This is a genomic window from Prolixibacter bellariivorans ATCC BAA-1284 (assembly GCF_000621705.1).
Taxonomy (GTDB): Bacteria; Bacteroidota; Bacteroidia; order Bacteroidales; family Prolixibacteraceae; genus Prolixibacter; species Prolixibacter bellariivorans.
Genome location: NZ_JHXO01000010.1, coordinates 154,824 through 179,695 on the forward strand (window position 1 = coordinate 154,824; position 24,872 = coordinate 179,695).

Below are 24,872 nucleotides of genomic sequence, written 5' to 3' on the forward strand. Positions count from 1 at the left end.
CTTTAAATTCCTGAAAAAAGTTATTTATGAACCCAATTCTGAATTATAAGGAAGCAATAAGCAAAGCAGCAGCTCTCTGCAGTAAATCAGAAAAATGCAGTGGCGATATTCGAAAAAAAATGCATGACTGGGGCATTTCTCCTGAAGAAACAGAAAAAGCCATCACCTGGCTTCAAAACGAGAAATTTCTGGATGACGCAAGATTTGCTGGCTTTTTTGCCCGCGATAAATTTCGGTTCAATGGCTGGGGAAAAATCAAAATACGCTATGCTTTGCGACAGAAAGGAGTGGACACATCAATTATAGAGGAATCGGTAGCTGCCCTTGATGAAAAGGAATACCGACGCCTCCTGACAGAACTTATTCAGGCGAAAGCCGGAAAGATAAAAGCCGAATCGACATACGAGAAAAAAGCCAAGCTGGTTCGTTATGCCCAGGGAAGAGGTTTCGAACCCGAACTAATTTTCAACGCTGTTGACGATGTGCTGGCAGAGGAATAAAGAGGGCGTTTTCAGAGCTTCCGCCAAGCTATTTATTTTCCTACCTTTGCGCGACAGAATAAAAACTGAAATACCATGATACAAAAGGAGCAGATCAGAGATCTTGCTGAGCGCCGGGATGCGCTGAGGAGGTATCTTTGACGTCGATCAGAAATTGATCCAAATTGAAGAAGAAGAATTAAAGACTCAGGACCCTGGTTTTTGGGATAATCCCAAAGAGGCAGAACAACAAATGAGAGTTATTCGTGGCCTCAAACAATGGACCGATGCTTTTCAGGGAGTTAATCAGTCACTTGAAGACCTTCTGGTACTTTTCGAGTTCCAGGAAGCTGGTGAAGCCACGGAAGAAGAGGTTGAAGAACAGTATTCCAATGCATTGGAGGCTGTCGAAAACCTAGAGACCAAGAACATGCTGCGGCGTGAAGAGGATAAGCTGGGTGCCGTGATGAAAATCAATGCAGGCGCCGGTGGTACCGAGGCCAATGACTGGGCTGAAATGCTGATGCGCATGTATATTCGATGGGCGGAACAGCATGGTTACAAAGTCCGCGAATCGAGCCTTGTGCCCGGCGAGGATGCCGGTGTGAAAAACGTTACGTTGGAAATTGAAGGCGATTATGCTTATGGTTACCTGAAAAGTGAAAACGGAGTTCACCGATTGGTTCGTATTTCACCATTCAATGCCCAGGGTAAAAGACAAACTTCGTTTACTTCGGTATTTGTTGCTCCATTGGTTGACGACACAATTGAAATTGACATCAATCCGTCGGATATAACCTGGGAAACATTCCGTTCAGGTGGAGCTGGCGGACAGAACGTTAACAAGGTGGAAACCGGAGTTCGATTACGGCACGGACCGAGTGGAATTGTTATCGACAACACCGAGTCGCGTTCGCAGCTTCAGAATAAGGAAAATGCCATGCGCTTACTGAAATCTCAGTTGTATGAAATTGAGATTAGGAAACGCCGCGAAGAAGAAATGAAGCTGGAAGCCACCAAAAAGAAAATTGAGTGGGGCTCCCAAATTCGCTCGTATGTGATGCAACCCTATAAAATGGTGAAGGACACGCGGACAAATTATGAAACTTCCAATGTTCAGGGAGTTATGGACGGCGATTTGGATGGCTTCATTAAAGCTTTCCTAATGGAGTTCTCTTCGGAAGAGGCCTGAGGCTGATAACGTCAAATGATATGATAAAAGCCCGGAGACATTCAATCCGAATGATTCGGGCTTTTGTTACTTTGAAGAATACCAATCACTTCGTTAGGCGAATCAGCCAACCATCCGGGGTGCAGCTCCGATAAGCGCTGCCGTGTATTCATTCCCCAGGTAACGGCAATCACGGGCACCGCCACCCGTTGACAAGCTTCGACATCGCGTACCTCGTCACCTACATAAACCACATCATCAGCCGATAGCGATTCACTTTTTAACAAACGCTGCAATGCCTTGCTCTTCCCGAAAAGGGGAATATTGCACTCCATTCGGTCGAAATACTCCAGCCCGTTTCGTTTTAAAAATTCCTGTACTACTTCAAACTTATTACTGGTAAGCACCAGCAATCGCTTATCCCGGGTTAAAGTATCCAACATCTCTTTAATGCCGTCAAAAGGCTGTACTGATGCCATCTTGCTCCGGAACATTCGTTTCATGTCGCGCATGAAAAAGGGCAACCGATACCATGAAATTCCTGATTCACGCAAAAGTTCTTTCGTACTCTTGTTCCGGTTTTTACGCCAATCATCCGTCTTCGGGTAACGATACTTCTCCGCCAGTTCATTGGCGCAGTCGGCCATCACCGGCGCCGAATCGGCCAGCGTTCCGTCAAAATCAAATATGATAACATCCGCGTTCATGCGTCCTCTGTTTTTGTTGGTGTTTCCCGTGAATACACGGTGTGTAAGTTACTTTTTTGTTTTTCTTAAACTGAATGCGTCGGAAACTGTTCAAGAGTGATAACAATAATTTAATTCGCTGAACTATGATGACCATTTACCACAATCCACGTTGCGCCAAATCACGCGCCGGACTTAAGTACCTGGAAGAAAACAATATTGAACACAAAGTGCGCCTGTATCTGCAAGAGCACCTTTCGGTTGAAGAGCTTTCAACCCTGTTAAAACTAACTGGTTTGGATGTAGTAGATCTGGTCCGGAAACAGGAAGATTACTACAAAAAGGAATTAAAAGGAAAAGAGTTTACCACCGAAGAGTGGCTTCAGATTCTGGCTGATAATCCAAAATTATTACAACGCCCCATTGTACAGGAAGAGAAAAAAGCAGTATTAGCCCAGCCGCCCGAAAAAATTGATGAACTGAAATAGGACCATCTCCGGGCTAATGATTTTGCCTGATGAGAGCAGATGAAATTTCGGACGGAGAAGTAATTCCATGATAACATATTATATTATTCACATATTATCATTCTTATAATTATACTCTATCCTCCCTTTTCTGACGAGCTATTTTTTCAGACAAAAATATCTTTTTCCATAAAACACAATCGAATTACCAACGAAAAATAAAAGGCGGCAGAATGGCTCCTGCCGCCTTTTAAATCAAACAACTAATATTACCCTAAATGTCAGCTTATATCACTGACAACCAAAACCATTTAACTTTGCAATTGATCAAAATAAACCCCAAAAACAAACTAAAAAAATACGCAAAGTTACTATTTAATACGGAGTCAAATGGAGATGGTTACAATGTCATAAATAATTTTCTCTTCAGTATTACCTCGTCCTACCGATTCCAAACCGATGATTATTATCAGATTCAGTAAAAAAGCTTAGATTTTTTAGAAACAACTAGTATAAAACCTTTAACTTTGGCCTCGATTTTTCTAAACAGTTACATTGTTATGGCAGAGAAAGATATAAACCTATTTAAAGATTTTCCACCAGTATCAACCGATCAATGGTTTGAGAAAATCAAAACCGACCTGAAGGGTAAGGATTATGAGAGAGCCCTCGTTTGGCGCACCAACGAAGGGTTCAACGTACAACCGTTTTACCGTCAGGAAAACCTTGAGGACAAAGGATACCTCAATGCGCTTCCCGGTAACTTTCCTTATGTGCGTGGAAACAAAAAACAAAATAACGACTGGTTCATTCGACAGGATATTCAGGTGACTGACCTGACTGCAGCCAACGCTAAAGCACTGACGATCCTGAACAAAGGAGTCACTTCTCTTGGATTCGTAATCACTGGCAACAAAGCCATCTCCGGTTCCGACCTGGATGTTTTATTAAAGGATATTTGTCTGGAAGCTGCAGAAATCAACTTTGTTGTTTCCGGCAATGTTGCTCAATTAGCTGAAGCATTCATCGGACATACCAGGAAAAGAGGCTATGACCTGAAGACAGTTAATGCTTCCATCAACTATGATCCACTCAGCGAACTGGTGCTGAAAGGAAAGATGGCGGCATCCGATGCCGAAACCTTCACTTCCGTGAAAAATGCAGTGGAAACTTCCGCTGAAATGACCAGTTTACAGGTCATTTCCATCGACGGAAAGAACTTCAACAACGCGGGTTCTTCCATCGTACAGGAATTGGCTTTCTCTCTGGCCATGGGTGCCGAATACCTCAGCCAATTAACTGAGCTCGGTGTGAACGCCGGAATAGCTGCCCCAAAAATCCGTTTTAACCTGGGAATTGGAGGCAATTATTTCATGGAGCTGGCGAAACTGCGTGCCGGCCGTCTGCTTTGGTCTCAAATTGTTTCGGCTTACAAGCCGGAATGCCATTGCGATGAAACCTGTGATTGTGAAGAAGAATGCAAAGATGGTATTTGCCGTTGCGCGGGAAAAATGAAAGTACACTCCGAAACTTCTATCTGGAACAAGACGGTTTACGACGCATACGTTAACATGTTGCGGACCCAGACAGAAGCCATGTCGGCTGCGCTAGGCGGAACCGACTCGATGACTGTGCTTCCGTTTAACTCGTTTTTCGAAGAAACCGGAGAATTCTCCGAACGGATTGCCCGCAACCAGCAAATTCTGTTGAAAGAAGAATCACACCTCGATAAGATTGTTGACCCGGGTGCCGGTTCTTATTATATCGAGTCGCTCACCGACTCCATTGCTGAAGAGGCATGGAAACTATTCCTGGAAGTTCAGGAAAAAGGTGGATTCCTCGCCGCCTTCCGAGCAGGTTTTGTGCAGGCGAAAGTTAACGAAATGGCCGACAAACGCCGCAAAGCTGTCGCTATTCGTAAAGAAAGCCTGTTAGGTGTTAACCAATTCCCCAACTTCAGCGAGCAAGCTAAAATTGAATTCGGGAAAAACTTCTTCGAGCCGGTTTCCCAAAAGGTTGACGGAGCCGAAGCAGAACCAATTTGTCTGTTCCGCGGCGCTGAAGAGTTCGAAAAAATGCGTTATGCAACTGATACTTTCGCGAAAGCGAACAGACGACCGAAGGCATTCATGCTCACCATTGGTAATCTGACCATGCGGAAGGCTCGTGCACAATTTTCATCCAACTTCTTCGCCGTTGCCGGTTACGAAGTAGTCGATAACAATGGTTTTGCCAGTATTGATGCAGGTGTAAAAGCCGCCAAAAAAGCCAATGCCGATATCATTGTGCTCTGCTCGTCGGATGATGAATACACTGAATTCGGACCTCAGGCTTACGAGTTGATTAAAGATGACGCAATTTTAGTGATTGCCGGAGCTCCGGCATGTGCCGATGAGCTGAAAGCGAAAGGCATCGAAAATTTCGTTCATGTAAAAACCAACTTGTTGGAAGCACTGAAGGATTACAATAAAAAACTGGGAATTAATTAAGGGATGAAGATGATTTCCGGTTTTCCCGGAAGGCATTTATGATTCATCACTAAAAATACTCAAGCAATGAAACCGAATTTTAAAGACATCAATATAAAAGGTTCAAAAGCCGGCTGTTCAAGTAGTGAAAAAGAGTGGGCCGAAAAGAACCACATTTCAAAAGATTGGCTGACACCAGAGCAGATTCCGGTAAAACCGGTGTATACAAAAGCCGACCTGGAAGGCATGGAGCAGCTGAATTATGCCGCTGGTCTGCCACCCTTTTTGCGCGGTCCTTACTCTGCAATGTATGCCATGCGTCCGTGGACCATTCGTCAGTATGCCGGATTCTCTACCGCAGAAGAATCCAACGCATTCTACCGTCGCAACCTGGCGGCCGGACAAAAAGGTTTGTCGGTAGCCTTCGACCTGGCAACACACCGCGGCTACGACTCCGACCACCCTCGTGTAGTTGGCGATGTTGGTAAAGCTGGTGTGGCCATCGACTCGATTCTGGATATGAAAATCCTTTTCGATGAAATTCCTCTCGACAAAATGTCTGTTTCGATGACCATGAACGGAGCCGTACTCCCGATTATGGCCTTCTACATTGTTACCGGGCTGGAGCAGGGCGCTACCCTGGAACAACTTTCCGGAACCATCCAGAACGATATTCTGAAGGAATTCATGGTGCGGAACACATACATTTACCCGCCGGAATTCTCGATGAAAATCATCGCTGATATTTTCGAGTTCACCTCGCAGAAAATGCCCAGGTTCAACTCTATCTCCATTTCAGGATACCACATGCAGGAAGCTGGTGCTACCGCTGACATTGAAATGGCGTACACCCTGGCTGACGGATTGGACTATATCCGTACCGGAATGAAAGCTGGTTTGGACGTGGATGCATTTGCACCTCGCCTTTCCTTCTTCTGGGCCATCGGAATGAACCACTTCATGGAAATCGCCAAGATGCGTGCAGCTCGTATGCTCTGGGCCAAAATCGTGAAGAAATTCGGTCCGAAGAACCCGAAATCGATGGCACTGCGTACACACTCGCAAACTTCGGGATGGTCGTTAACCGAGCAGGATCCATTTAACAACGTAGGTCGTACCGCAATTGAAGCTATGGCTGCTGCACTCGGACACACCCAGTCGCTGCACACCAATGCACTCGATGAAGCAATCGCGCTGCCGACTGATTTCTCGGCTCGTATTGCCCGTAACACGCAGCTTTACATTCAGCAGGAAACCGAAATTTGTCGTTCACTTGACCCATGGGCCGGTTCTTACTACGTGGAATCACTGACCAAAGAATTGGCTGACAAGGCCTGGAAACTCATTGAGGAAGTGGAAGAGTTGGGTGGTATGTCGAAAGCCATCGAAACCGGGGTGCCGAAAATGCGCATTGAAGAGGCGGCTGCCCGCACTCAAGGTCGCATCGACTCAGGTAACCAGACCATCGTTGGTGTCAACCGCTACAAACTTGACAAACAAGACCCGATTGATATCCTGGAAATTGACAATACCGCTGTGCGGAAATCGCAGATTGCCCGTTTGGAGAAACTGCGCGCCGAAAGGAATGAAGCTGATGTAAAAGCTTCATTGGAAGCCATTACCCGTTGTGCGGAAACCGGAAAAGGAAACTTACTGGAACTCGCCATCGATGCAGCAAAAAAACGTGCTACTTTGGGAGAAATTTCCTATGCTTGTGAAAAAGTTGTCGGACGGTATAAAGCAGTAATCAGAACCATTTCAGGAGTGTATTCATCAGAAGCGAAAAACGATAAGGAGTTCGGAGAGGCTCGTAATCTCGTCGAAAAATTTGCGGAGAAAGAAGGACGCCAGCCGCGTATCATGATTGCCAAAATGGGACAGGACGGTCACGACCGTGGTGCCAAGGTAGTCGCAACCGGTTATGCCGACCTCGGTTTCGACGTGGATATGGGACCATTGTTCCAAACTCCGGAAGAAGCCGCTAAACAGGCTGTTGAAAATGATGTGCATGTGCTGGGAGTTTCCTCCCTCGCCGCAGGTCATAAAACATTGGTACCTTCGGTTATCGAAGAGCTGAAAAAACTGGGGCGTGAAGACATCATGGTCATTGCCGGCGGTGTGATCCCGTCGCAGGATTACCAGTATCTTTACGATGCCGGTGTAGTTGCCATTTTTGGCCCTGGAACTTCTGTTACCACAGCCGGTAAAAAAATTATGGAAATTCTGCTGGCTGCCCAGGAATAGAATTCATTCATTTACGATAGTTGAGAACCCTGGCTACGGCCGGGGTTTTCTTTTTTCATAAAAATCGTATTTCATTTTACATTAAGAAATTGTAATTTAGTTATCTAAACCAGACCATACAATTTTCGGCAAACAACTGCTTCCCCGACCAGACTAAAGTATCACCATCCATCCTCCTCATTTTTTCGTTGATTCTCATTTCTTTTTTATCCTGATAAAAGAGAGAGGAATCATTTCACTCTATGCAGATAAATAGGCACAACACAATCGGCTGGCTATTTATCCACGCTACATGTTAGACCCAACCTGCTCCTCAACAAAAAAATTAACCTTTAAAAGTCTGTTTCCATGAAAAAGTATCTATTGTCTTTCATCAGCTACCTGCTGTTGATTGGCTTATTCATTCCTTCTTGTACACAAGACAGCCCAATTACGGATAGTCCGGAAAAATCAAAGGAAGGAGAAATGGCGACCGCGCAGTTGACCGAAGATTTGGAGGCATGGGAGATTGATCTGTATACGTTGGCAAAAACGGAAAAGCTTGCCTACGATTTGTACAACGAATTAAAAGTGATGTATCCCAATAACCCGGTTTTCGCTCACACTGCTTCAAGCGAACTGGTACACTGGACACGTATCAGCAATTTGATTGCAACTTACGACAACCTGAACGACCCAACTCGTGACGATGGAGGTACTGCTTACGGTCCCGGCGTTTTCGACGATGCTGAGGATGATTTCACCACATTCTACAGTACCCTAGCAGGTGCAAAAGTCGATGTACTGACAGCACTAAAAGCAGGATATACTGTAGAAGCACTGGAGATTCTCAAAGTCTATGTGGCAGTTCAATCCGCTACCACAGCTCAAATTTCGGAAGCGCTAGCTGCTTACAGCTGTTTGGAGAAAGCCGAGCCACATCACCTGAAAGCATACAACTGGAATCTGCTAAAACTGGACATAACGTATGACATCTCCACTGCAAGTACTGACTTTGCAGGTATTTTTACAGATGATGAAGTTACCCAGCTACAGGATTTGATTTCTTCGATCCTCGAAGATCAGAACAGCACATTCACTGGCACTACTGTTTGTCCCGGTTGTGGCTTAGGACCTTTTACAAATGATTGTCCATGCGGACTGGGTCCATGTGGAACCGATGGTACAACTACTGCAACGTTATCCGATGCAGAACTTGCCGATCTAGTTCTTCTGGTAAAAGTTGAGAAACTGGCTTATGATGTTTATTATACACTAGGTCAGACATACACCACTCCGCCTATTTTGGGCAACATTACCGAAGCTGAAAATAGGCATTGGAAAGTGCTCCAAAATCTTTTCGTCAAATATGGCGAAACCGATCCAACACTGGATGGTAGCGGTCTCGACCTGGCAACCGGGTTGTATAATGATGCAGATATGGAAGAAGCTTATCAGGAATACGTCGATTATGGTGTTGTAAGTCTGCTCCAGGCAATGGAAACCGGTACCTTGATTGAGCAACTTGAGCTCGATAAGCTAAATAGCGCTCTTGGTAATACAACGCTTCCGGATCTTACCACCATCTACACCAATTTCATCAGTGCAGATGGTGCTCATATGACAGCATTTGAGAATCACACAAATTAAATGCAAATAATTTAGGTTCACATTGACTTTCCATGGCAAACGGGGCAATGCATCTGGCGTTGCCTCGTTTCTTATTAAACAAACCAATATTTTATATATCTACATTTTTCAATATTTTTGAAATTGTTCTGTTCTTTATAGACGGAAAACTAAACAGTTTTTCAAATTACTTGTTAGTAACAACAAAAAGGAGATGTACTATGGAATTTTATCTGGCAAAAACATTAACTGATACATCATTTGAAGTTGCATTAGACAAAGTCACATCAGCGTTGAAAGATCAGGGCTTTGGGGTTATTACCGAAATTGATGTAAAAGATACGCTGAAAAAGAAAATCGATGTGGACTTCAGAAAGTACAAAATTCTGGGAGCCTGTAATCCGGCTTTAGCACATCAGGCACTTGAGAGTAACGACAAAATTGGAATTATGCTTCCGTGTAACGTCGTTGTACAGGAAACACCGGAAGGAAAAATTGAGGTCTCTACAGTTAATCCAATGGAGGCAATGAAACCGGTTGCAACACCCGAACTAGAGCAATTTGCAGGAAAAGTGACACAACATCTTCAGTCTGTTTTAGACGTTTTGTAAATAGTATAGATAACTTTAGTCTTTCCATGAAAAAGGCCGCGAATCGCGGCCTTTTTTTATTTCGTCATCTTATTGAATTCCTATCGGATCGGGATTGCCATCCGGGTCACCAGAGACAACTCCATCAGCCACTGGTTTTCCACCAGTCATTAACAGAATTCCAGCCATATGAGGTGCCGCCATCGAGGTTCCACTCATCGTCGTATAACCTCCTCCCTTATAAGTTGAGAGTATGTTTACACCTGGTTCACAATAATCAACATGTGTTCCGTAGTTGGAAAAATAAGCCCACGCATCTTGATCATCACATGCCGAAACCGTAAACAGATTAACACCTTCAGCTCGTGCCGGTGAGTGGTATTCTGCATCATCCGATTCATTACCTGCGGCTAAAGACACATATACACCACTAGCACCCAAGGCCTCAACAGCCAGGTCAATTGGCTCATAAATTGAACCACCCAAACTTAAATTAGCAGCATCGCCGGGTGAGGCATTACTCGTTACATAGTCGATTCCGGCAATAATCTGGGAATACGCTCCGGAACCTCGCCTGTCAAGTACTTTGACCGGGACAACAGTTGCTCCTGCTGCCACACCTACAACGCCAATATCGTTATTCAATGCTGCAATAATTCCGGCACAATGAGTCCCATGGCCGTTATCGTCATCAGCAGTGGTTGTGCGTGTAACAAAAGTCTGTCCATCGGCAACATTTACAATCAGGTCAGGGTGCTCATAGTCAATTCCGGTATCAATTACCCAAGCTGTTTTCCCGGTACCGTCACCGCTTCCCACGCGGGCAATCCCGTAAGGTACTGTTTGTGCCGGAGGGGTAGGATCGACTACAGGTGGTTTTCCCCGTAAAATGAACATTCGATCGGGAAATATTCGATCGACATTCGAATTTTTACGTAATTTGGTCAACTCCGCATCATCCAGCTCTGCTGCAAAACCTTTTACAGCTGTGCCATAAACCTGCAAAAATGGTCGGGCACTTAAATCTCTTTCCGGAAGGAAGGTTTTTGCCGATTCTTTAACTGCAGCTTTCCGGCCTTCATAAGTTAGAGATGCCGTTTTCAAATCAACGACTCCGGACTTTAGGACAACGATATATTGTCCTGGAATTACTTGTCCGCTTTGAATTGTTTCATCGTTTTCCGTGGATAGTGAGCTTTCATTTTTCTCACAACTAACCCAAAGCAATACCAGCAATGCTGATACGATTAATTTCATCATTTTCATACAGTAAAGGTTTTAATGTTAATTAATCTAGCAGAGTCATTCTTGGTCAACACAATAAATATAATAAATTTAAATTAAAAGCAGGCAGTGTTTTCGGCTTAACACTACCTGCTTAATGGGGTTAGGATTAGGTCAGTTCAAGCAAAGTCTGCTTCCGTTGCAGAAGTAAAAAAATAAATCGTTGTATATCATCTACGACCTCGTCGACCTCCACCTCTTGAGCCTTTCGAACCAGTTGCTCCTGAACTGGAATCATCTGTAGCCACTTCTTCATCATCACCCTTTCCATCTGGCCGATTACCATGAGATTCTTCCTCTGCGGTGTAAGAGAAAGGTGATGAAGAACGATCGACATTCGGCATTTGCCATACCATAAACTCTTCATTACCATGAATGAGTTCAAGTGCCTGTACATAGTCATCAGCCTGGTTGGTAAATCCGTCCATTTTTTTCTTGTAAGGAGCGTCAATTGTATACCGATAAGTGCCTAACAGAATATCCAGTTCGGCTGCGTTGCCCTTCAGAATCTTATGAATAGTATAGGTTCCCAAGTCTTTATACGTCCATGGGTCAGTCGAATCGTCAATAGTGCGAATGGTGACAAACGTTTTCCAGAATTTTTGCCGGGTGTACATAAACGCGGACAAGTCGATATACTTCTTCACAACAGTTTCCTGCTCCTTGTTAGTTTTGTTCAATATTCTAACGGTTTTCTCTATAACAGGATAGAAACATTCATCACCAGGAATGCCCATAAATTCGTTCAGATAGCATATCTCATCTATCGTCAAAGTTCCTGTTTTATCAGAACCTGCACTGACACAAGCCGCACAAAGGTTGGCAACAAACAATTGCTCTTCTTCCAGAGACATAAACTCTACGGGTTTTTCACTCTGACTCCAGTCGCTAATATTATCGAGTCGACCTTTTATCTTGAAGTTATCCTTAAGGAAACTGAGTTCACCGTGAAATCCGTGGGCCAGTAACTCTTTATAAACAGCTAAATTCTCTAATGGTGAATCGATAGGCTTATCTTCCATATCCTGCTCGAGAGCAGCATCTGTTCTAACCATAAATAAACGGCCACAATAGTCGCGAATAACTTCAGATACCGTTCCGTCGCCAAAATTCTTAATCACCTCTTCTAACCTGCGGGCAAGAACTTCCGGTCCCGAACGAATCAGGTTTAAACGTCCCATTTCAATTTCCTGGACATTCTCTCCCACAACTTCATAAACCTCACCTTCGGAATCGTAAAGCAAAGGCACATCATCCCATTCCGGGAAACCGCCTCCTTCGGGAACAATTACATCACCTTCGGGAGTTGTAATACTGGCTGTGAGATAGGGAATCGTTACATCGATAATTCCTTCTTTCACCACATCCTGAAACTCCACAGAGTATTCCAGCGGGTATAACTTGGGTATTCCTTTCAAATTACGCTGGATAACCCACAAGTCACCATACAGATCGCTAGGATCAACAGTAATCTTTTTACCTTTCTTCAAAACTAACTCAGCTTCAGCCTCGTCTTGTTCGTCAAGGAATGATTGTTGACATCCTGCAAACAAAAAGCAGATTGCAAGGGACAACAATAGCATCAATTTCATTTGTTTTAGGTTTCTCATAGCAAGATTTTTTAAGAAAAGTTAACGTCTGCAGAGGATTGAGGTGGGAATTCTTCCATAAATGCAGACGGGGTTGATAGTTTGTTTAATTAAATGTACAGATTATTGCCTGTTGAAGACAATCGTCATTATGTGCATTTTATCTCCCCTAGATGTGTAGTTTTTGATAAACATTCATCTAGACTGCCTAAACATATGAGGATTCTGAATAAACAAATGTTGATTTCTATTGCCTTTCTGTTTAAATCACTGTAACTTGTTTTATGAATCGATGCTTATGAAAACACAGATTTTGCTCATAGGATATCATCAACGAATTTTAGCCGATGCTCTGAGTGCTGTATTTAATAACATTAAGGATTTTGCACTCGCTGGCGTTGTTCCAATTGGTGATGAGCTATTGGATAAAATCAGGGTTTACGAAGCAGACATTCTCGTTCTTGAGTTTAACTCTCTGTCGCTTTTGAATTTGAATTACATTAAAAAGATACGCCTGTTAAACCACAACTTAAAAATCCTCATTTTATCAGACCTCGTTTCCCGAGGCCTGTTGGAGAAGTGGCTTCCCGAGATCGATGGCTATATGTTAAAGTCATGCTCTGCTGAAGAATTCATTTTTGCCATCCGTAAGGTTTCTGCATCAGAAAAATATCTTTGCTCAAAGGTGGCCACTTCTCTTTTTAATCAAGATCAGCACTCTTCTTCCCGTATCTTACTTACCGAACGTGAACGGGAAATCCTAATCCTGATGTTGATGATGGACAACAATCATCGGATAGCCGACAAACTCAATATCAGCGAATCAACCGTAAGGACTCACCGTAAAAACATCCGGCAAAAATTTGGAACTGCCAACCAGATCCAGATTTTGATGTATGCCTGCAGAGAGCGCCTGCTTCCAGACAATTCTCACCCGATTTGTACAAACTGCCGGATTCATTGTGAAGCAACTCCAGCCTAAATAATTATCATAATCACTCTCTCTCACAATCTGCTCATTATCTTTCCTCACAACACTCCTTTCAATTATTTACCGAATTTCATATTAGGGTAAATCCGGTTTCACTCGGTATTTCAATAAAACGGAAACAGTAGTTCAAAAAAATCTGATTTATCATATTGGTTTAATCGACTGATTCAACGTAACTTTAATATGAGACGCAGATTTTATAACTGCGATCCCTGATTCCAAACCTCAGATTAATTGAATTGATATGCGAATAAAAAAAAGTGTTGCTGTAAGTGAAAACGGATTTGTTTTCGACAGCTCAACAGGCGATTCATTCAACCTAAACAGCATTGGGCGGGAGATTGTGGAGTTAATGAAAAATGGCTCTGAACAATCTGAAATAACCCAAAAAATTGTTGAACGATATGAAGTTGAACCAGCCATTTTTGAGCAAAACCTGATGGATTTTCAGTCCATGCTCAAACAATTTAACCTAATGGAAGAATAATCACTACAATTTTAATCCTTTGAAGTTCCTCCTATGCCAAGAAAAAAAATAACAATTGCCATTACCGGATTAAATAATACGGATAATCCGGGGCCTGGAGTACCTTTTATCCGTGCCATCAGAGAGTCGGACAGATTTGAAACTACCGTCATTGGGCTGGCTTACGAAAACCTCGAACCCGGTATTTACATGGAAGGCATTACCGATAAGACCTACCTGATTCCCTACCCTTCGTCCGGGGCGGAGCAATTGCTCGCACGCATAGAACAAATACACCGCAAAAACCCGATTGATGTGCTGATTCCCAATTACGATGCAGAGCTTTTCACCTTTATTAAAAATGAAGGTTGGCTTCGGGAAAGAGGAATCAGGACATTTCTTCCAGGAATGGAAAGCTTTATGGAGCGGACAAAAGATAACCTCAGCTCGTTTGGGGAAAAGTACGATTTAAAAGTACCAAAAAGCCTGCCGTTAACCGGAGCTCACCAAGTCGACCAACTATTCGAGGATCTGGACTTCCCGGTTTTTGTCAAAGGTAAATTCTACGATGCGTATAAGGCCTGGGACAAACACGAGGTTAGTACCCTGTTCCATAAAATAAGTGCAAAATGGGGCCTCCCGGTTATGGTCCAGGAGTTTGTGGAAGGTACAGAAGTAAACGTCATTGCACTGGGCGATGGCAAAGGAAACACGATTGGTGCTGTACCCATGCGGAAAACCTACATCACCGATAAGGGTAAAGCATGGGGTGGCATTACCATCGACGATGAAAAAATGCTTTCGCTGACCTATGATATTATCCGGAAAACCAAGTGGCGTGGCGGAATGGAGCTGGAAATGATTCGAACCCGGGACAACGAATACTACATCATCGAAATTAATCCGAGGCTTCCTGCCTGGCTCTATCTCGCTGTAGCTGCAGGGCAAAATCTTCCGGAAGCAATGGTCCGCCTGGCACTTGACGAAAAGGTTGAACCCTTTCATGCTTTCAAATCCGGCAAAATGTTCATCCGCTACTCATACGATTTGATTGGAGATATTTCTCTTTTCGAGAGCATTACAGTGAAAGGTGAATTATAAAATTAACAACTACTGAAAAACAATAAAGCTATGGCAAAATTAGCCTACGAAAGACCCATTATCAACCGGATTAGTGCCGGTATCCCCGATAAGTTCGGAATGCAAAGCCGCATTCGCCCCATCCCACAAATAGAGGGCTTGTCTGTCGAAGAGTTGATGAAGAAACACGGCTCCCCATTATTTGTACTCTCCGAAAAAACCATTCGGGACACATTCCGCAGTGCCCTGAAAGCTTTCGAAACACGTTATCCTTCTGTTCAGTTTGCATGGTCGTATAAAACCAACTACCTCGACAGCGTGTGCCGGATATTTCACCAGGAAGGTTCATGGGCCGAAGTCGTTTCTCGTTTTGAATACGAAAAAGCGCTGGCCAACGGTGTTCCGGGAAATCAAATCATCTTCAACGGGCCGCACAAAACCCGCGACGATTTGGAGGTTGCGATTGAAAATGACTCGCTGATTCACATCGATCACTTCGATGAATTGTATACCCTGCTGGAAATTGCCGGTAAATCGGTTACCAAGCCCAAGGTTGCGATCCGTGTTAACATGGACACCGGAATTTTTCCCCGTTGGGAACGGTTTGGTTTCAATTACGAAAACGGTGAGGCATGGGATGCCCTGAACCGAATCATGCTAAGTGGAAAGCTCGATTTAGTGGGTCTTCACACCCACATCGGAACGTATATTCTGGCTCCGTCTGCCTACGGAATGGCAGCCAACAAACTGGCTCAACTGGCCATTAATTTGGCACGGAAATACAACCACCACATTCAATACATCGACATGGGCGGCGGTTTCGCATCGAAGAATACCCTGAAAGGAGCTTATCTTCCGGGTACGGATACCTGCCCAACTTTCGATGAATATGCTGATGCCATCACCAGCGCATTAATCAACTCAGAAATTGAACCGGATCATATGCCGACTCTTTTCCTCGAATCAGGCAGAGCATTGATTGACGATGCCGGTTATTTGCTGGGAACAGTAGTTGCCAATAAGCGCCTTCCCGATGGTCGCCGGGCAACGATAGTAGATGCCGGAGTGAACCTGTTGTTTACCTCATTTTGGTACGATCACCAGGTTGTGCCAGCGGTTATTTCGTCACAGCATACCGAAAACACAACTATCTACGGACCTCTTTGCATGAATATCGACATTCTGCGCGATGCCGTTATGTTTCCACTACTGAGACCTGGAGAACGAATTGTGGTTCCACGTGTTGGTGCTTATAATATGACCCAGTGGATGCAGTTCATCACCTACCGGCCTAATATTGTTCTGATTGACACAGAACAGCGCATACATGTGATTCGCGAACAAGAGAACCAAAACACATTTCAAACATCCGAACGTATTCCTCAATATTTAAAATAACATGACCGAAAACCAGCACATCGTTCTGGCCTCCATACCACGAAGCTATGCTCAGGTGTTCTTTTCCAATTACTCATTCCTGGGATGGTTATTACTCGGAATTAGTTTTATCGACTGGGTAGCCGGAACCTGTGGCTTGATTGCCGTTATTGCGGCCAACACCATCGCATGGCTTTTAGGCTATTCTTCCGAAATGATTAACCAGGGAATGTACGGGTTTAATGCATTGCTGGTGGGATTGGGAACGGGACTCGGTTTCCAGCCCGGATGGGAACTCTTCTCTATTACGATTTTCGCCGCAGTTTTTACGTTATTCCTGACACTCGCATTGGAAGGCATTTTATACAAGTACAACCTTCCCTATCTCAGCCTTCCGTTTATGTTTGGAATGTGGATGGTCATGCTGGCTTCCCGCGACTTTCAATCGCTCGGCCTCAGCGAAAGAGGTATTTATACCGCCAATGAATTATTCACACTGGGAGGGAAACCGCTGGTTGATCTCTATTATTCAATCAGTCACATCGACTGGCCACCATCAATCCGCACCTACTTGTTATCGCTTGGCGCGATTTTCTTTCAAACAAATTTGCTTGCCGGAATGCTAATCGCGCTCGGCCTGTTACTTTTTTCGCGGATTGCATTCACTCTTTCAGTATTAGGGTTCAGCATAGCCTGGGGATTTTATCAGCTTACCGGCGCCAGCATCCACGAGTTGACGTATACGTACATCGGATTTAATTACATCCTCACAGCTATTGCTATTGGTGGTATTTTCCTGGTTCCGTCATTTAAGAGTTACCTCTGGACGGCTATTTTGCTTCCTATTGTAGTCATGTTGACATTAAGCCTTGGAAAAGTGTTTTTGTCCTTTGGTCTTTCGGTTTATTCTCTGCCCTTCAATATTGTAGTCATCACATTTGTGTATGTTTTAAAATTACAACTGGAGCCCGAAAAAGGTCCTGTAGAGGTCACTTTACAGGAAAATTCTCCTGAGCGGAATTTATATCACTTTATCAACACCAAACAACGATTCTCCAATCCCAATTATCTTCCCGTATCTCTTCCATTCTTTGGTGAATGGACCGTTTTACAAGGACATTCCGGAGAATACACACACAAGGATGAATGGAAACATGCGTGGGATTTCGTCATTACCGACGACGAAGACCAACAATATCGTGGCGATGGCGATTGGGTAACCGACTATTATTGCTTTGGAAAAGCAATTTCTGCGCCGGGAGACGGAACCGTGGCGGAGCTACTGGAAGGTGTTCCCGATAACAAAATAGGCGATGTGAATACCCACCAGAACTGGGGCAATACGATTGTCATTAAACACAGCGACTACCTGTATTCAAAACTATCACACTTGAAAGAGGGCAGCATAAAAGTAAAGAAAGGGGAATTTGTAAAGCAGGGGCAGAATATTGGTGAAGTTGGTAATTCCGGTCGCTCGCCTTATCCTCATCTGCACATGCAATTCCAGGTGCTACCCAACATTGGTGCTCCTACCTTTTCATATCCTTTGGGTCAATACATTCTCAACAATGGGAAGTCTGCTGAACTAAGGTCATTTGCCATTCCCCGTAAAGGGGATAAAATCTCCAGTATCCGGAAAACAAAACTTCTCGAGGAGGCGATGCATTTTATACCGGGAGAACGTCTTCATTTCCGAATCATCAAGAATGATATTCCATCTTATCGCAGACTTCCGGAAGATTCGAAATGGATTGTGGACACAACTTCCAGAAATGAATCCAGATTAATTTCCGAAACGGAACAAGCTGTTGCCTGGATTTACAACGATGGACAAGTGCACTATTTCAGCCATTTCAAGGGGAAAAATAAGTCGTTGCTCTACCTGTTCTTTTTAGGCTTATTCAAGGTTCAGTCCGGCTTCTATTCCGACCTGGAGATCAAAGATAGCATCCCAGCTAACCTGGTTTTCCCGAAAGGCTGGATGTTTTTCCATGACTTTACAGCTCCATTCTTCCGTTTTCTTCACGCCGACTTTACATTACAATATTCCAGCATCGATAACCCGACAATGCCCGGATTAATTGAACTAACAGCAACTGTCGAGAAGAAAATAGGAAACCGGCAACTTAGTCAAATGACATTCAAAACAGAAATAGGTCCAACCGGAATTAATAAAATCACCGTCGAAGAGGACGGAAAAAAACTGATTGCGCTATGCGAAGAACCATCTTAATCATCCTGTTATTAGTTCCACTCTTCACGAGGGCACAGGAAAAGTTAACCCCAGTTGAGGTTGATAAGGAAACATACGCGTATTACTTAAATGGAGAATGGAAAAAATTGATACAATTATCCAAAGAAGCCAGAAAGGAAGGAATCGACTTCTTCTATTTGAATACGCGTACTGCCATTGCCTACTACAATCTGGGGCACTATCGTAGGTCCATTCCGCTTTTTGAAAACGCTTTGCAGGAAATAAAAGGCGACACCATCCTTCTGGAGTACCTTTATTATGCATACCTCTTCTCAGGAAGAAATCAGGATGCTGTGTTTCTGACCCGGGAATTCCCCGAATCACTAAAGAAAAGGCTTGACGCCAAACCCAAAGCCGTCAGAAATTTTTCAATTGAATCCGGAGTTAGTAGCAATACCGATTACAACAGTATTTCGACCATGTCGCGAAATCGAAATTCCAGTGTATACGATGACAACTATTATCCCAAAAACCAATACTATGTAACCACAGGACTCGTCCATGATTTGGGATCCGGCCTTCGTTATACCCAAGCATACACCTACATTCAGATTAATGAAGAACAGCACATTCGTGAAATGGGAAACCAGCCAAACGAATCGACACATACAACTGCTCAAAACCAGTATTATGGTGCGCTGGACTTCAACCTTGGTGATGGGTTTCATCTCATTCCTTCACTAAACATGCTATGGGGAAAATACAGCTACATTGCCTTATCATACGATTCAAATGATGCAGCGATTTACAGCCTCGTTGACGAAAATTTCAATGACTACTCTCTCTATCTCGGGTTGTTCAAAAATTTTACATACTTCAGCACCGAACTTAGTGGAAGTTTCGCCAATCTTTTGGGTATCGATTGCTCGCAGTTTAACGGACAGTTGGCCATTTACCCTTTGGCAAACCTTAACTTTTACCTGGTTTCCACCATTAGCCTTAAGCAGCAAAAACTCACTTCAGCAAATTATTCTGACAATAACATGGTTTTCAACCAAAAAATCGGCTTCAAGGCCGGACCATTTTGGCTGGAAGGTTACTATACCGATGGTTCCATGCAATTTCTTTCGGAAGCCAATAACTATGTAATCTGGAATACACCATACCCCATTGATTCAAGGTGGGGCGCTAATCTGATCCTTCCCATCCATCAAAACCGATTGCAACTCGTGTTCCGTTACTATTCAATGAAGCAAAAAGGATACATGTTGTATTACGAAGACACAGACACTTATCAATATGAAGAATACAATTTCACAAATCAGAATTTCTCAGGAGGACTGACATGGAATTTCTAGTAAAAATAACAATTGCAGTAGCTTTCCTGCTGTCATTTCAAACAGCAAAAGCTCAACAGGATTTCAATGCAGTGATGACTGCATTTGAAAAGAGTTACACCTACGAAAAGCAGAATGACTTCAACAAGGCCATCCAGGAACTTAAAAATGTTTATTCGGATGACTCATACGAAATCAGTCTGAGACTAGGATGGTTGGACTACCTGCAGGGTAATTTCACTGAGTCTGCATCGCACTACCGGCATGCAGTCGAATTAAAGCCTTATTCCGAGGAAGCCAAGATGGGGCTTGTTCTTCCGCTTTCGGCTTCGGGGAAATGGGATGAAGTAGTTAGTTTGTATAACAAAATACTGGATAATAATCCAAAAAATACCAAAGTCAACTACAGGATGGGATTAATCTACTACAACAGAAAACAATACGAGAAAGCCTTTCCTTACTTTAAAACAGTTGTCGACCTATATCCTTTTGATTACGATGGTCTTCTGATGCTGGCATGGACGCACCTCAACCTGGGACAAACCCGTGAAGCAAAGGTCCTTTTTCAAAAATGCCTGCTTTTCAAACCCGGTGATCCATCGGCCAGCGATGGCCTATCGCGAATTCCCTGAAAAAAAATAACGGGTTACGGCAATAAATAAAACCGTAACCCGTTTTAGTTCCATAAAGGAGCCCATTCCCCTATGCTCCTAACCCCAACAAGCACGTAACAGGAAATGGGCTTTCTAACCTCCCCCCAGAGGTACCTTTTACTTAAGTTCCGCGTGATGGGACTTAAGTTTTTTTTTCTCAAAAATCTCCTACAATAATCCTAAAACCTTGCTCCTGACTCCAGGAGCAAAAAAATAATTCTACCAAACAAACTATAAATGTTCTCTCAAAACGAGAGCAAAAAATTCAAAATCAAAAAAAACGAATAATTAACTGTTTTTAATTCATTTATCCCTCCAGCATAACTGTCTTATATCTGTGCTTCCACATACCGTCGTTTTCAAATGATGAACCACTGTATCGGGGGAGACGTTAGGAAAGTCATACACGTTAAGGGGTTTTATCATTCTAACAGTTAAGTTGATTATAAATTTACGAACTAATCGCTCTTAATGTCAATTAAATTTTAACTTTTTTATCAAAATGTTTAAAATTCAGGTTTTACAGCATTTTCAGGGCTTTCAAGCCAAATTATTTTACAAAGCTGTGTTAAACAATTCGACAACATAATTGACATAATATTTTAAAGAACGGCATTTTTTAGCACATATCCTTCAAGTGATTGCTTAAAAGCCCCATAATATGAGGCTTTACGCCAAATTATTAAAATTCTGTTTCGGTTTTCGCACTTTTCTATCAATATCTCCTGCTTTCTTTAAGCAAAAACTAACTGTATCCACTGAATATCAGCGCTTCAATTTCCATTTCGTCAGGCAATTTTATATCTTGAAACGAAATCATACTAATAACCAAGCTATGCAAAATCAGATTTCCAGAAGATTATTTTTGAAAAACACTGCTTTGGCTTCCGCCGGAGTGGCTGTTGCCGGAACCGCCTGGGGTTCTACGTCGAATAACAAGGAGCTTTTCAAGCTTTCAGTTGCCGAATGGTCCGTTAATCCACTCATTTTTGGTGATGCGCGCAAAGATGGCTGGGAGAAATTCATGCAGCTACTCAAAAACGATTTTGGGGCTATCGAGAAAGCCGCGCCCATGAAAAACATCGACTTCCCAAAGTTCATCCGCGAAGTGGGTTGTGAGGGTGCTGAGTACGTGAATACCTGCATGTACGATAAAGCTCAAAATACAAAGTATCTGAATGAGTTGAATAATGTTTGCCGTGGCGAAGGAATAACCAACGTTCTTATCATGGTGGATGCAGAGGGAATGGTAGGCGCCCCGGAAAAGAAAGATCGGCTGCAAACCCTGGAGAATCACAAGAAATGGATCGATGCTGCGGCTCGGCTGGGATGTCACTCCGTCAGAGTTAATGCCGGGTCACAAGGCTCATATGAAGAACAACAGAAACTGGCCGCCGACGGACTTCACCTTCTCTGTGAGTACGGCGATAAGAATGGCATCAACATCCTGGTAGAAAATCATGGCGGATTTTCGAGCAACGGCAAATGGCTGAGTAAAGTGATGGAAATGGTGAATCACCGCCGTATTGGTACGTTACCGGACTTTGGCAACTTCCGGACGAGCTATGAGCCGGAAGAGTGGTACGACCGTTACCTCGGAATGAAAGAACTGATGCCTTACGCCAAAGGTGTTTCAGCCAAATCGCAGGAATTTGACGAAAACGGTGAAGAGGTCCATTCTGACTATCACCAAATCATGCGCATTGTAATGGAAGCTGGTTATCGCGGATTTGTGGGGATCGAATACGAAGGAGAACAATTAACTCCAAAAGAAGGTGTTCTGGCTACCAAACGATTACTTGAAAAATGTCACAAGGAATTGACGAAAGATTTTAAAGCCTGATGCAAAAGAAAAGAGGTCTTTTTCCGAATGACCTCTTTTCTTTTTATTTAGAGAATCTTATAGTTCTTCCAACTGAAATGTTCGTTTCAACACAGCACCTTTTTTCCCGGCCTCCAGTTCAGCACATTCGTTATAAGCATCGTGTTCGAAAAACAACACCCAATCCTCATCCAAAGCAATCTTCATAAATTTCTCCTTCTCTTCCATCGTCGTCACGGGGAATAAATCGTAACCAGCCAGCCAACCTACCGGGATATTGGCTGTAACCGGAACCAAATCGGCAGTAAAAACAACTTTTCTACCCTTATAGTCTACTACCGGAATTAGTTGTCCGGGCGTATGACCGTCTACAACGAAGTAATGAAATCCGGGGAACAGGTCACCTTCCTCTTTGATGAACCTCATTTTACCGCTGTCGCGCAACGTTTCCAAATCGGTTGAAAAATAAGCATTCCCGTCGCGAATATTCGGATTCCATGCTTTCTCCCACTGACTTTCCGCCACCCAGTGTGTCGCATTTTTAAACACCAACTCAGGCGTCTTGCCATCTTCACCAAACTGAACCGCTCCCCCACAATGGTCCCAATGCAAATGAGTGAAAAACATATCGGTAATCTCATCGGGATGAAAACCGGCCGCTTTCAATGAACCAACCAGAGTTTCATCGCCATGAAGGCCATTGTTTTTCTTGTACTTTTCGTTGTATTTATCGCCGGCTCCGGCGTCAATCAGAATCTTGCGATCCCCGTCAACCACCAGCAAGCATCGCATCGCTCCCTTGCAAAGATTATTTTCGTCCGATGGGTAATGTTTGCTCCACAACACCTTCGGAACAACGCCAAACAAGGCGCCGCCATCAGCCATGAAATAACCTGCATGAATTGGATAAAGCTTCATATACTGAAATTTTGTGATTCGGATTTTGTTACTTTTAACCGCAAAATTGGCAAAAAGTTACCGAAACCATGAATATTCATTTCATCGCTATAGGCGGAGCCGCTATGCACAACCTGGCAATTACCCTAAAACAAAAAGGCTACCGGGTAACCGGATCGGATGACGAAATAGTTGAACCCTCGAAAAGTAGACTGGAAAAACACGGCTTATTACCCGAAACATTTGGATGGGATGTCAATCGAATCACCACCGGGCTGGACGCCGTTATTCTGGGAATGCACGCACGAGAAGACAATCCGGAACTGGCAAAAGCAAAGGAACTAGGCATTAAAATCTATTCGTACCCGGAATTTCTTTACGAGCAGACAAAGAACAAAACCCGCGTTGTCATCGGCGGAAGCCACGGAAAAACCACCATCACGTCAATGATTATGCACGTGCTGAAAGAGAATAACGTCGATTTCGATTACATGGTCGGCGCACAAATCGAAGGCTTCGAAACCATGGTTCGGCTGAGTGAGTCGGCAAAAATTGCCGTGTTTGAAGGCGATGAATACTTATCATCTCCCATTGACCGGCGTCCAAAATTTCATTTGTATCAACCCCAAATCGGGCTCCTTTCAGGAATTGCCTGGGACCACATCAATGTTTTCCCAACTTTTGACAATTATGTAGAACAATTCAGGGAATTTGCCCGGCTAATGCCTAATAATGCGCACTTGATTTATTTCGATGGCGATGAAAACCTGAGAAAGATTGCCAGTGAGAACGCATCTCGATTAAAAGTAACAGGGTACAACGAACATGCAGCCGATGTTACAGAGGGACAAACTCAACTAGTTATTGCAAATGGCAAACACATCGGCCTGACTGTATTTGGCCGGCACAATCTGCAGAATATTAGTGGTGCACATATTATTTGCCAACAACTGGGAGTTACTGATGAAGATTTTTACCGGAGTATTGCGACTTTCAGCGGCGCTGCCCGTCGCCTGGAGAAATTGGCTGAAACAAACAACATGACCATTTTCCGCGATTTTGCTCATTCGCCATCAAAGCTGAAAGCAACGGTAGAAGCCGTTAAACAACAATTCCCCGACAGGAAGTTAACAGCCGTCATGGAGTTACACACGTTCAGTAGCCTGAAGAAAGAGTTTCTTCCGCTCTACAAAAATTCGATGGAGAAAGCCGACGAGGCATTCGTCTATTTTAGTCCGCACACCATCGAGCATAAAAAGCTCGAACCCATCACGTCTGAACAGGTAAAAGAGGCTTTCGGTCGGGAAGATTTGCAGGTGTTTACTGATTCAGATCAACTTTTTTCGGTGTTGAAAAACTTACCTCACAATAACCAAAACCTGCTGCTGATGAGTTCCGGAACCTTTTCGGGAAAGGATTTACCCGACTTTGCCAAATCGTTGACGGAAGAATAAAAAAACGGGGAATTT

General features: G+C 43.6%; 20 protein-coding genes. 16 read left to right on the plus strand and 4 right to left on the minus strand.

The annotated features are described in order from the left end of the window. Positions 1 to 26: 26 nt before the first annotated feature. Both T426_RS0114030 and prfB read left to right on the plus strand, forming a co-directional pair. Entirely contained in the window at positions 27 to 500 is a 474-nt protein-coding gene (locus T426_RS0114030; protein WP_025863071.1) for a regulatory protein RecX, read from the plus strand. 75 nt (positions 501 to 575) lie between these two features. Beyond that, positions 576 to 1,671 (plus strand): peptide chain release factor 2 gene (gene prfB / locus T426_RS0114035; RefSeq protein ID WP_148303665.1). Its coding sequence is split into 2 segments (ribosomal slippage): positions 576 to 638 and positions 640 to 1,671, totalling 1,095 coding nucleotides; the frame shifts between segments, so codons are not numbered across the junction. Positions 1,672 to 1,712: 41 nt separating this feature from the next. Here the strand turns inward: prfB and T426_RS0114040 are convergent. Further along, entirely contained in the window at positions 1,713 to 2,357 is a 645-nt protein-coding gene (locus T426_RS0114040; protein WP_025863070.1) for an HAD-IA family hydrolase, read from the minus strand. 125 nt (positions 2,358 to 2,482) lie between these two features. Between T426_RS0114040 and T426_RS0114045 the strand changes: the two genes are divergently transcribed. The 5 genes from T426_RS0114045 to T426_RS0114070 all read left to right on the plus strand — a co-directional run bounded on the left by T426_RS0114045 (position 2,483) and on the right by T426_RS0114070 (position 9,734). Beyond that, complete coding sequence (locus tag T426_RS0114045; RefSeq protein ID WP_025863069.1) at positions 2,483 to 2,824, plus strand: arsenate reductase family protein; 342 nt, start codon at positions 2,483 to 2,485, stop codon at positions 2,822 to 2,824. A gap of 539 nt (positions 2,825 to 3,363) precedes the next feature. Then, positions 3,364 to 5,292: a methylmalonyl-CoA mutase family protein gene (locus T426_RS0114055; RefSeq protein WP_025863067.1), complete on the plus strand. Its 1,929-nt coding sequence runs from the start codon at positions 3,364 to 3,366 to the stop codon at positions 5,290 to 5,292. 66 nt (positions 5,293 to 5,358) lie between these two features. Then, on the plus strand, positions 5,359 to 7,515 hold the full coding sequence (gene scpA / locus T426_RS0114060) for a methylmalonyl-CoA mutase (RefSeq protein WP_025863066.1): 2,157 nt from the start codon (positions 5,359 to 5,361) through the stop codon (positions 7,513 to 7,515). A gap of 348 nt (positions 7,516 to 7,863) precedes the next feature. Continuing rightward, positions 7,864 to 9,144, plus strand: coding sequence for a DUF2202 domain-containing protein (locus T426_RS0114065; RefSeq protein ID WP_025863065.1), 1,281 nt, complete (start codon positions 7,864 to 7,866; stop codon positions 9,142 to 9,144). 32 nt (positions 9,145 to 9,176) lie between these two features. Beyond that, positions 9,177 to 9,734, plus strand: coding sequence for a DUF302 domain-containing protein (locus tag T426_RS0114070; protein ID WP_234406381.1), 558 nt, complete (start codon positions 9,177 to 9,179; stop codon positions 9,732 to 9,734). 69 nt (positions 9,735 to 9,803) lie between these two features. On the opposite strand, the gene T426_RS0114075 is transcribed toward T426_RS0114070, so the two are convergent. Together T426_RS0114075 and T426_RS0114080 are read right to left on the minus strand one after the other, a co-directional pair. Next, the gene (locus tag T426_RS0114075; RefSeq protein ID WP_025863063.1) at positions 9,804 to 10,979 is read right to left on the minus strand and encodes a S8 family peptidase; all 1,176 of its coding nucleotides are present in this window, start codon (positions 10,977 to 10,979) and stop codon (positions 9,804 to 9,806) included. A 188-nt stretch (positions 10,980 to 11,167) separates the two neighbouring features. Beyond that, positions 11,168 to 12,607 (minus strand): hypothetical protein, encoded by a 1,440-nt coding sequence (locus T426_RS0114080; protein WP_153637572.1) that lies wholly within the window; start codon positions 12,605 to 12,607, stop codon positions 11,168 to 11,170. A 277-nt stretch (positions 12,608 to 12,884) separates the two neighbouring features. Between T426_RS0114080 and T426_RS0114085 the strand changes: the two genes are divergently transcribed. From T426_RS0114085 to T426_RS0114125, 8 genes are all read left to right on the plus strand, one after another. Beyond that, positions 12,885 to 13,568: a response regulator transcription factor gene (locus tag T426_RS0114085; RefSeq protein ID WP_027585876.1), complete on the plus strand. Its 684-nt coding sequence runs from the start codon at positions 12,885 to 12,887 to the stop codon at positions 13,566 to 13,568. Between the two features lie 253 nt (positions 13,569 to 13,821). Further along, entirely contained in the window at positions 13,822 to 14,064 is a 243-nt protein-coding gene (locus T426_RS0114090; RefSeq protein WP_025863059.1) for a PqqD family protein, read from the plus strand. Positions 14,065 to 14,097: 33 nt separating this feature from the next. After that, positions 14,098 to 15,144: an ATP-grasp domain-containing protein gene (locus T426_RS0114095; RefSeq protein WP_025863058.1), complete on the plus strand. Its 1,047-nt coding sequence runs from the start codon at positions 14,098 to 14,100 to the stop codon at positions 15,142 to 15,144. 30 nt (positions 15,145 to 15,174) lie between these two features. Then, entirely contained in the window at positions 15,175 to 16,521 is a 1,347-nt protein-coding gene (locus T426_RS0114100) for a type III PLP-dependent enzyme domain-containing protein (RefSeq protein ID WP_025863057.1), read from the plus strand. Between the two features lies 1 nt (position 16,522). Beyond that, positions 16,523 to 18,733 carry an urea transporter gene (locus T426_RS23770; protein WP_025863056.1) on the plus strand — a complete coding sequence of 737 codons (2,211 nt, stop codon included), beginning with the start codon at positions 16,523 to 16,525 and terminating at the stop codon, positions 18,731 to 18,733. After that, positions 18,715 to 20,052 (plus strand): hypothetical protein, encoded by a 1,338-nt coding sequence (locus T426_RS0114110; RefSeq protein ID WP_025863055.1) that lies wholly within the window; start codon positions 18,715 to 18,717, stop codon positions 20,050 to 20,052. Before T426_RS23770 ends, T426_RS0114110 begins: the two co-directional genes overlap by 19 nt. Continuing rightward, entirely contained in the window at positions 20,040 to 20,663 is a 624-nt protein-coding gene (locus T426_RS23775; protein WP_025863054.1) for a tetratricopeptide repeat protein, read from the plus strand. Before T426_RS0114110 ends, T426_RS23775 begins: the two co-directional genes overlap by 13 nt. Positions 20,664 to 21,519: 856 nt before the next feature. Beyond that, entirely contained in the window at positions 21,520 to 22,527 is a 1,008-nt protein-coding gene (locus T426_RS0114125) for a TIM barrel protein (RefSeq protein ID WP_027585878.1), read from the plus strand. Positions 22,528 to 22,584: 57 nt separating this feature from the next. Here T426_RS0114125 and T426_RS0114130 read toward each other — a convergent pair whose 3' ends face one another. Beyond that, entirely contained in the window at positions 22,585 to 23,424 is an 840-nt protein-coding gene (locus tag T426_RS0114130; RefSeq protein ID WP_025863052.1) for an MBL fold metallo-hydrolase, read from the minus strand. A 68-nt stretch (positions 23,425 to 23,492) separates the two neighbouring features. Here T426_RS0114130 and T426_RS0114135 point away from each other — a divergent pair, with 68 nt between their 5' ends. Continuing rightward, positions 23,493 to 24,857: a UDP-N-acetylmuramate--L-alanine ligase gene (locus T426_RS0114135; protein WP_025863051.1), complete on the plus strand. Its 1,365-nt coding sequence runs from the start codon at positions 23,493 to 23,495 to the stop codon at positions 24,855 to 24,857. Positions 24,858 to 24,872: the final 15 nt, after the last annotated feature.

What these genes read in the sequence shown, in the direction of transcription:
- T426_RS0114030 (WP_025863071.1), top strand. Translation starts at nt 27, where the DNA reads ATGAACCCAATTCTGAATTATAAGGAAGCAATAAGCAAAGCAGCAGCT.
- T426_RS0114040 (WP_025863070.1), bottom strand. Translation starts at nt 2,357, where the DNA reads ATGAACGCGGATGTTATCATATTTGATTTTGACGGAACGCTGGCCGAT.
- T426_RS0114045 (WP_025863069.1), top strand. Translation starts at nt 2,483, where the DNA reads ATGATGACCATTTACCACAATCCACGTTGCGCCAAATCACGCGCCGGA.
- T426_RS0114055 (WP_025863067.1), top strand. Translation starts at nt 3,364, where the DNA reads ATGGCAGAGAAAGATATAAACCTATTTAAAGATTTTCCACCAGTATCA.
- scpA (WP_025863066.1), top strand. Translation starts at nt 5,359, where the DNA reads ATGAAACCGAATTTTAAAGACATCAATATAAAAGGTTCAAAAGCCGGC.
- T426_RS0114065 (WP_025863065.1), top strand. Translation starts at nt 7,864, where the DNA reads ATGAAAAAGTATCTATTGTCTTTCATCAGCTACCTGCTGTTGATTGGC.
- T426_RS0114070 (WP_234406381.1), top strand. Translation starts at nt 9,177, where the DNA reads ATGGCAAACGGGGCAATGCATCTGGCGTTGCCTCGTTTCTTATTAAAC.
- T426_RS0114075 (WP_025863063.1), bottom strand. Translation starts at nt 10,979, where the DNA reads ATGAAAATGATGAAATTAATCGTATCAGCATTGCTGGTATTGCTTTGG.
- T426_RS0114080 (WP_153637572.1), bottom strand. Translation starts at nt 12,607, where the DNA reads ATGAGAAACCTAAAACAAATGAAATTGATGCTATTGTTGTCCCTTGCA.
- T426_RS0114085 (WP_027585876.1), top strand. Translation starts at nt 12,885, where the DNA reads ATGAAAACACAGATTTTGCTCATAGGATATCATCAACGAATTTTAGCC.
- T426_RS0114090 (WP_025863059.1), top strand. Translation starts at nt 13,822, where the DNA reads ATGCGAATAAAAAAAAGTGTTGCTGTAAGTGAAAACGGATTTGTTTTC.
- T426_RS0114095 (WP_025863058.1), top strand. Translation starts at nt 14,098, where the DNA reads ATGCCAAGAAAAAAAATAACAATTGCCATTACCGGATTAAATAATACG.
- T426_RS0114100 (WP_025863057.1), top strand. Translation starts at nt 15,175, where the DNA reads ATGGCAAAATTAGCCTACGAAAGACCCATTATCAACCGGATTAGTGCC.
- T426_RS23770 (WP_025863056.1), top strand. Translation starts at nt 16,523, where the DNA reads ATGACCGAAAACCAGCACATCGTTCTGGCCTCCATACCACGAAGCTAT.
- T426_RS0114110 (WP_025863055.1), top strand. Translation starts at nt 18,715, where the DNA reads ATGCGAAGAACCATCTTAATCATCCTGTTATTAGTTCCACTCTTCACG.
- T426_RS23775 (WP_025863054.1), top strand. Translation starts at nt 20,040, where the DNA reads ATGGAATTTCTAGTAAAAATAACAATTGCAGTAGCTTTCCTGCTGTCA.
- T426_RS0114125 (WP_027585878.1), top strand. Translation starts at nt 21,520, where the DNA reads ATGCAAAATCAGATTTCCAGAAGATTATTTTTGAAAAACACTGCTTTG.
- T426_RS0114130 (WP_025863052.1), bottom strand. Translation starts at nt 23,424, where the DNA reads ATGAAGCTTTATCCAATTCATGCAGGTTATTTCATGGCTGATGGCGGC.
- T426_RS0114135 (WP_025863051.1), top strand. Translation starts at nt 23,493, where the DNA reads ATGAATATTCATTTCATCGCTATAGGCGGAGCCGCTATGCACAACCTG.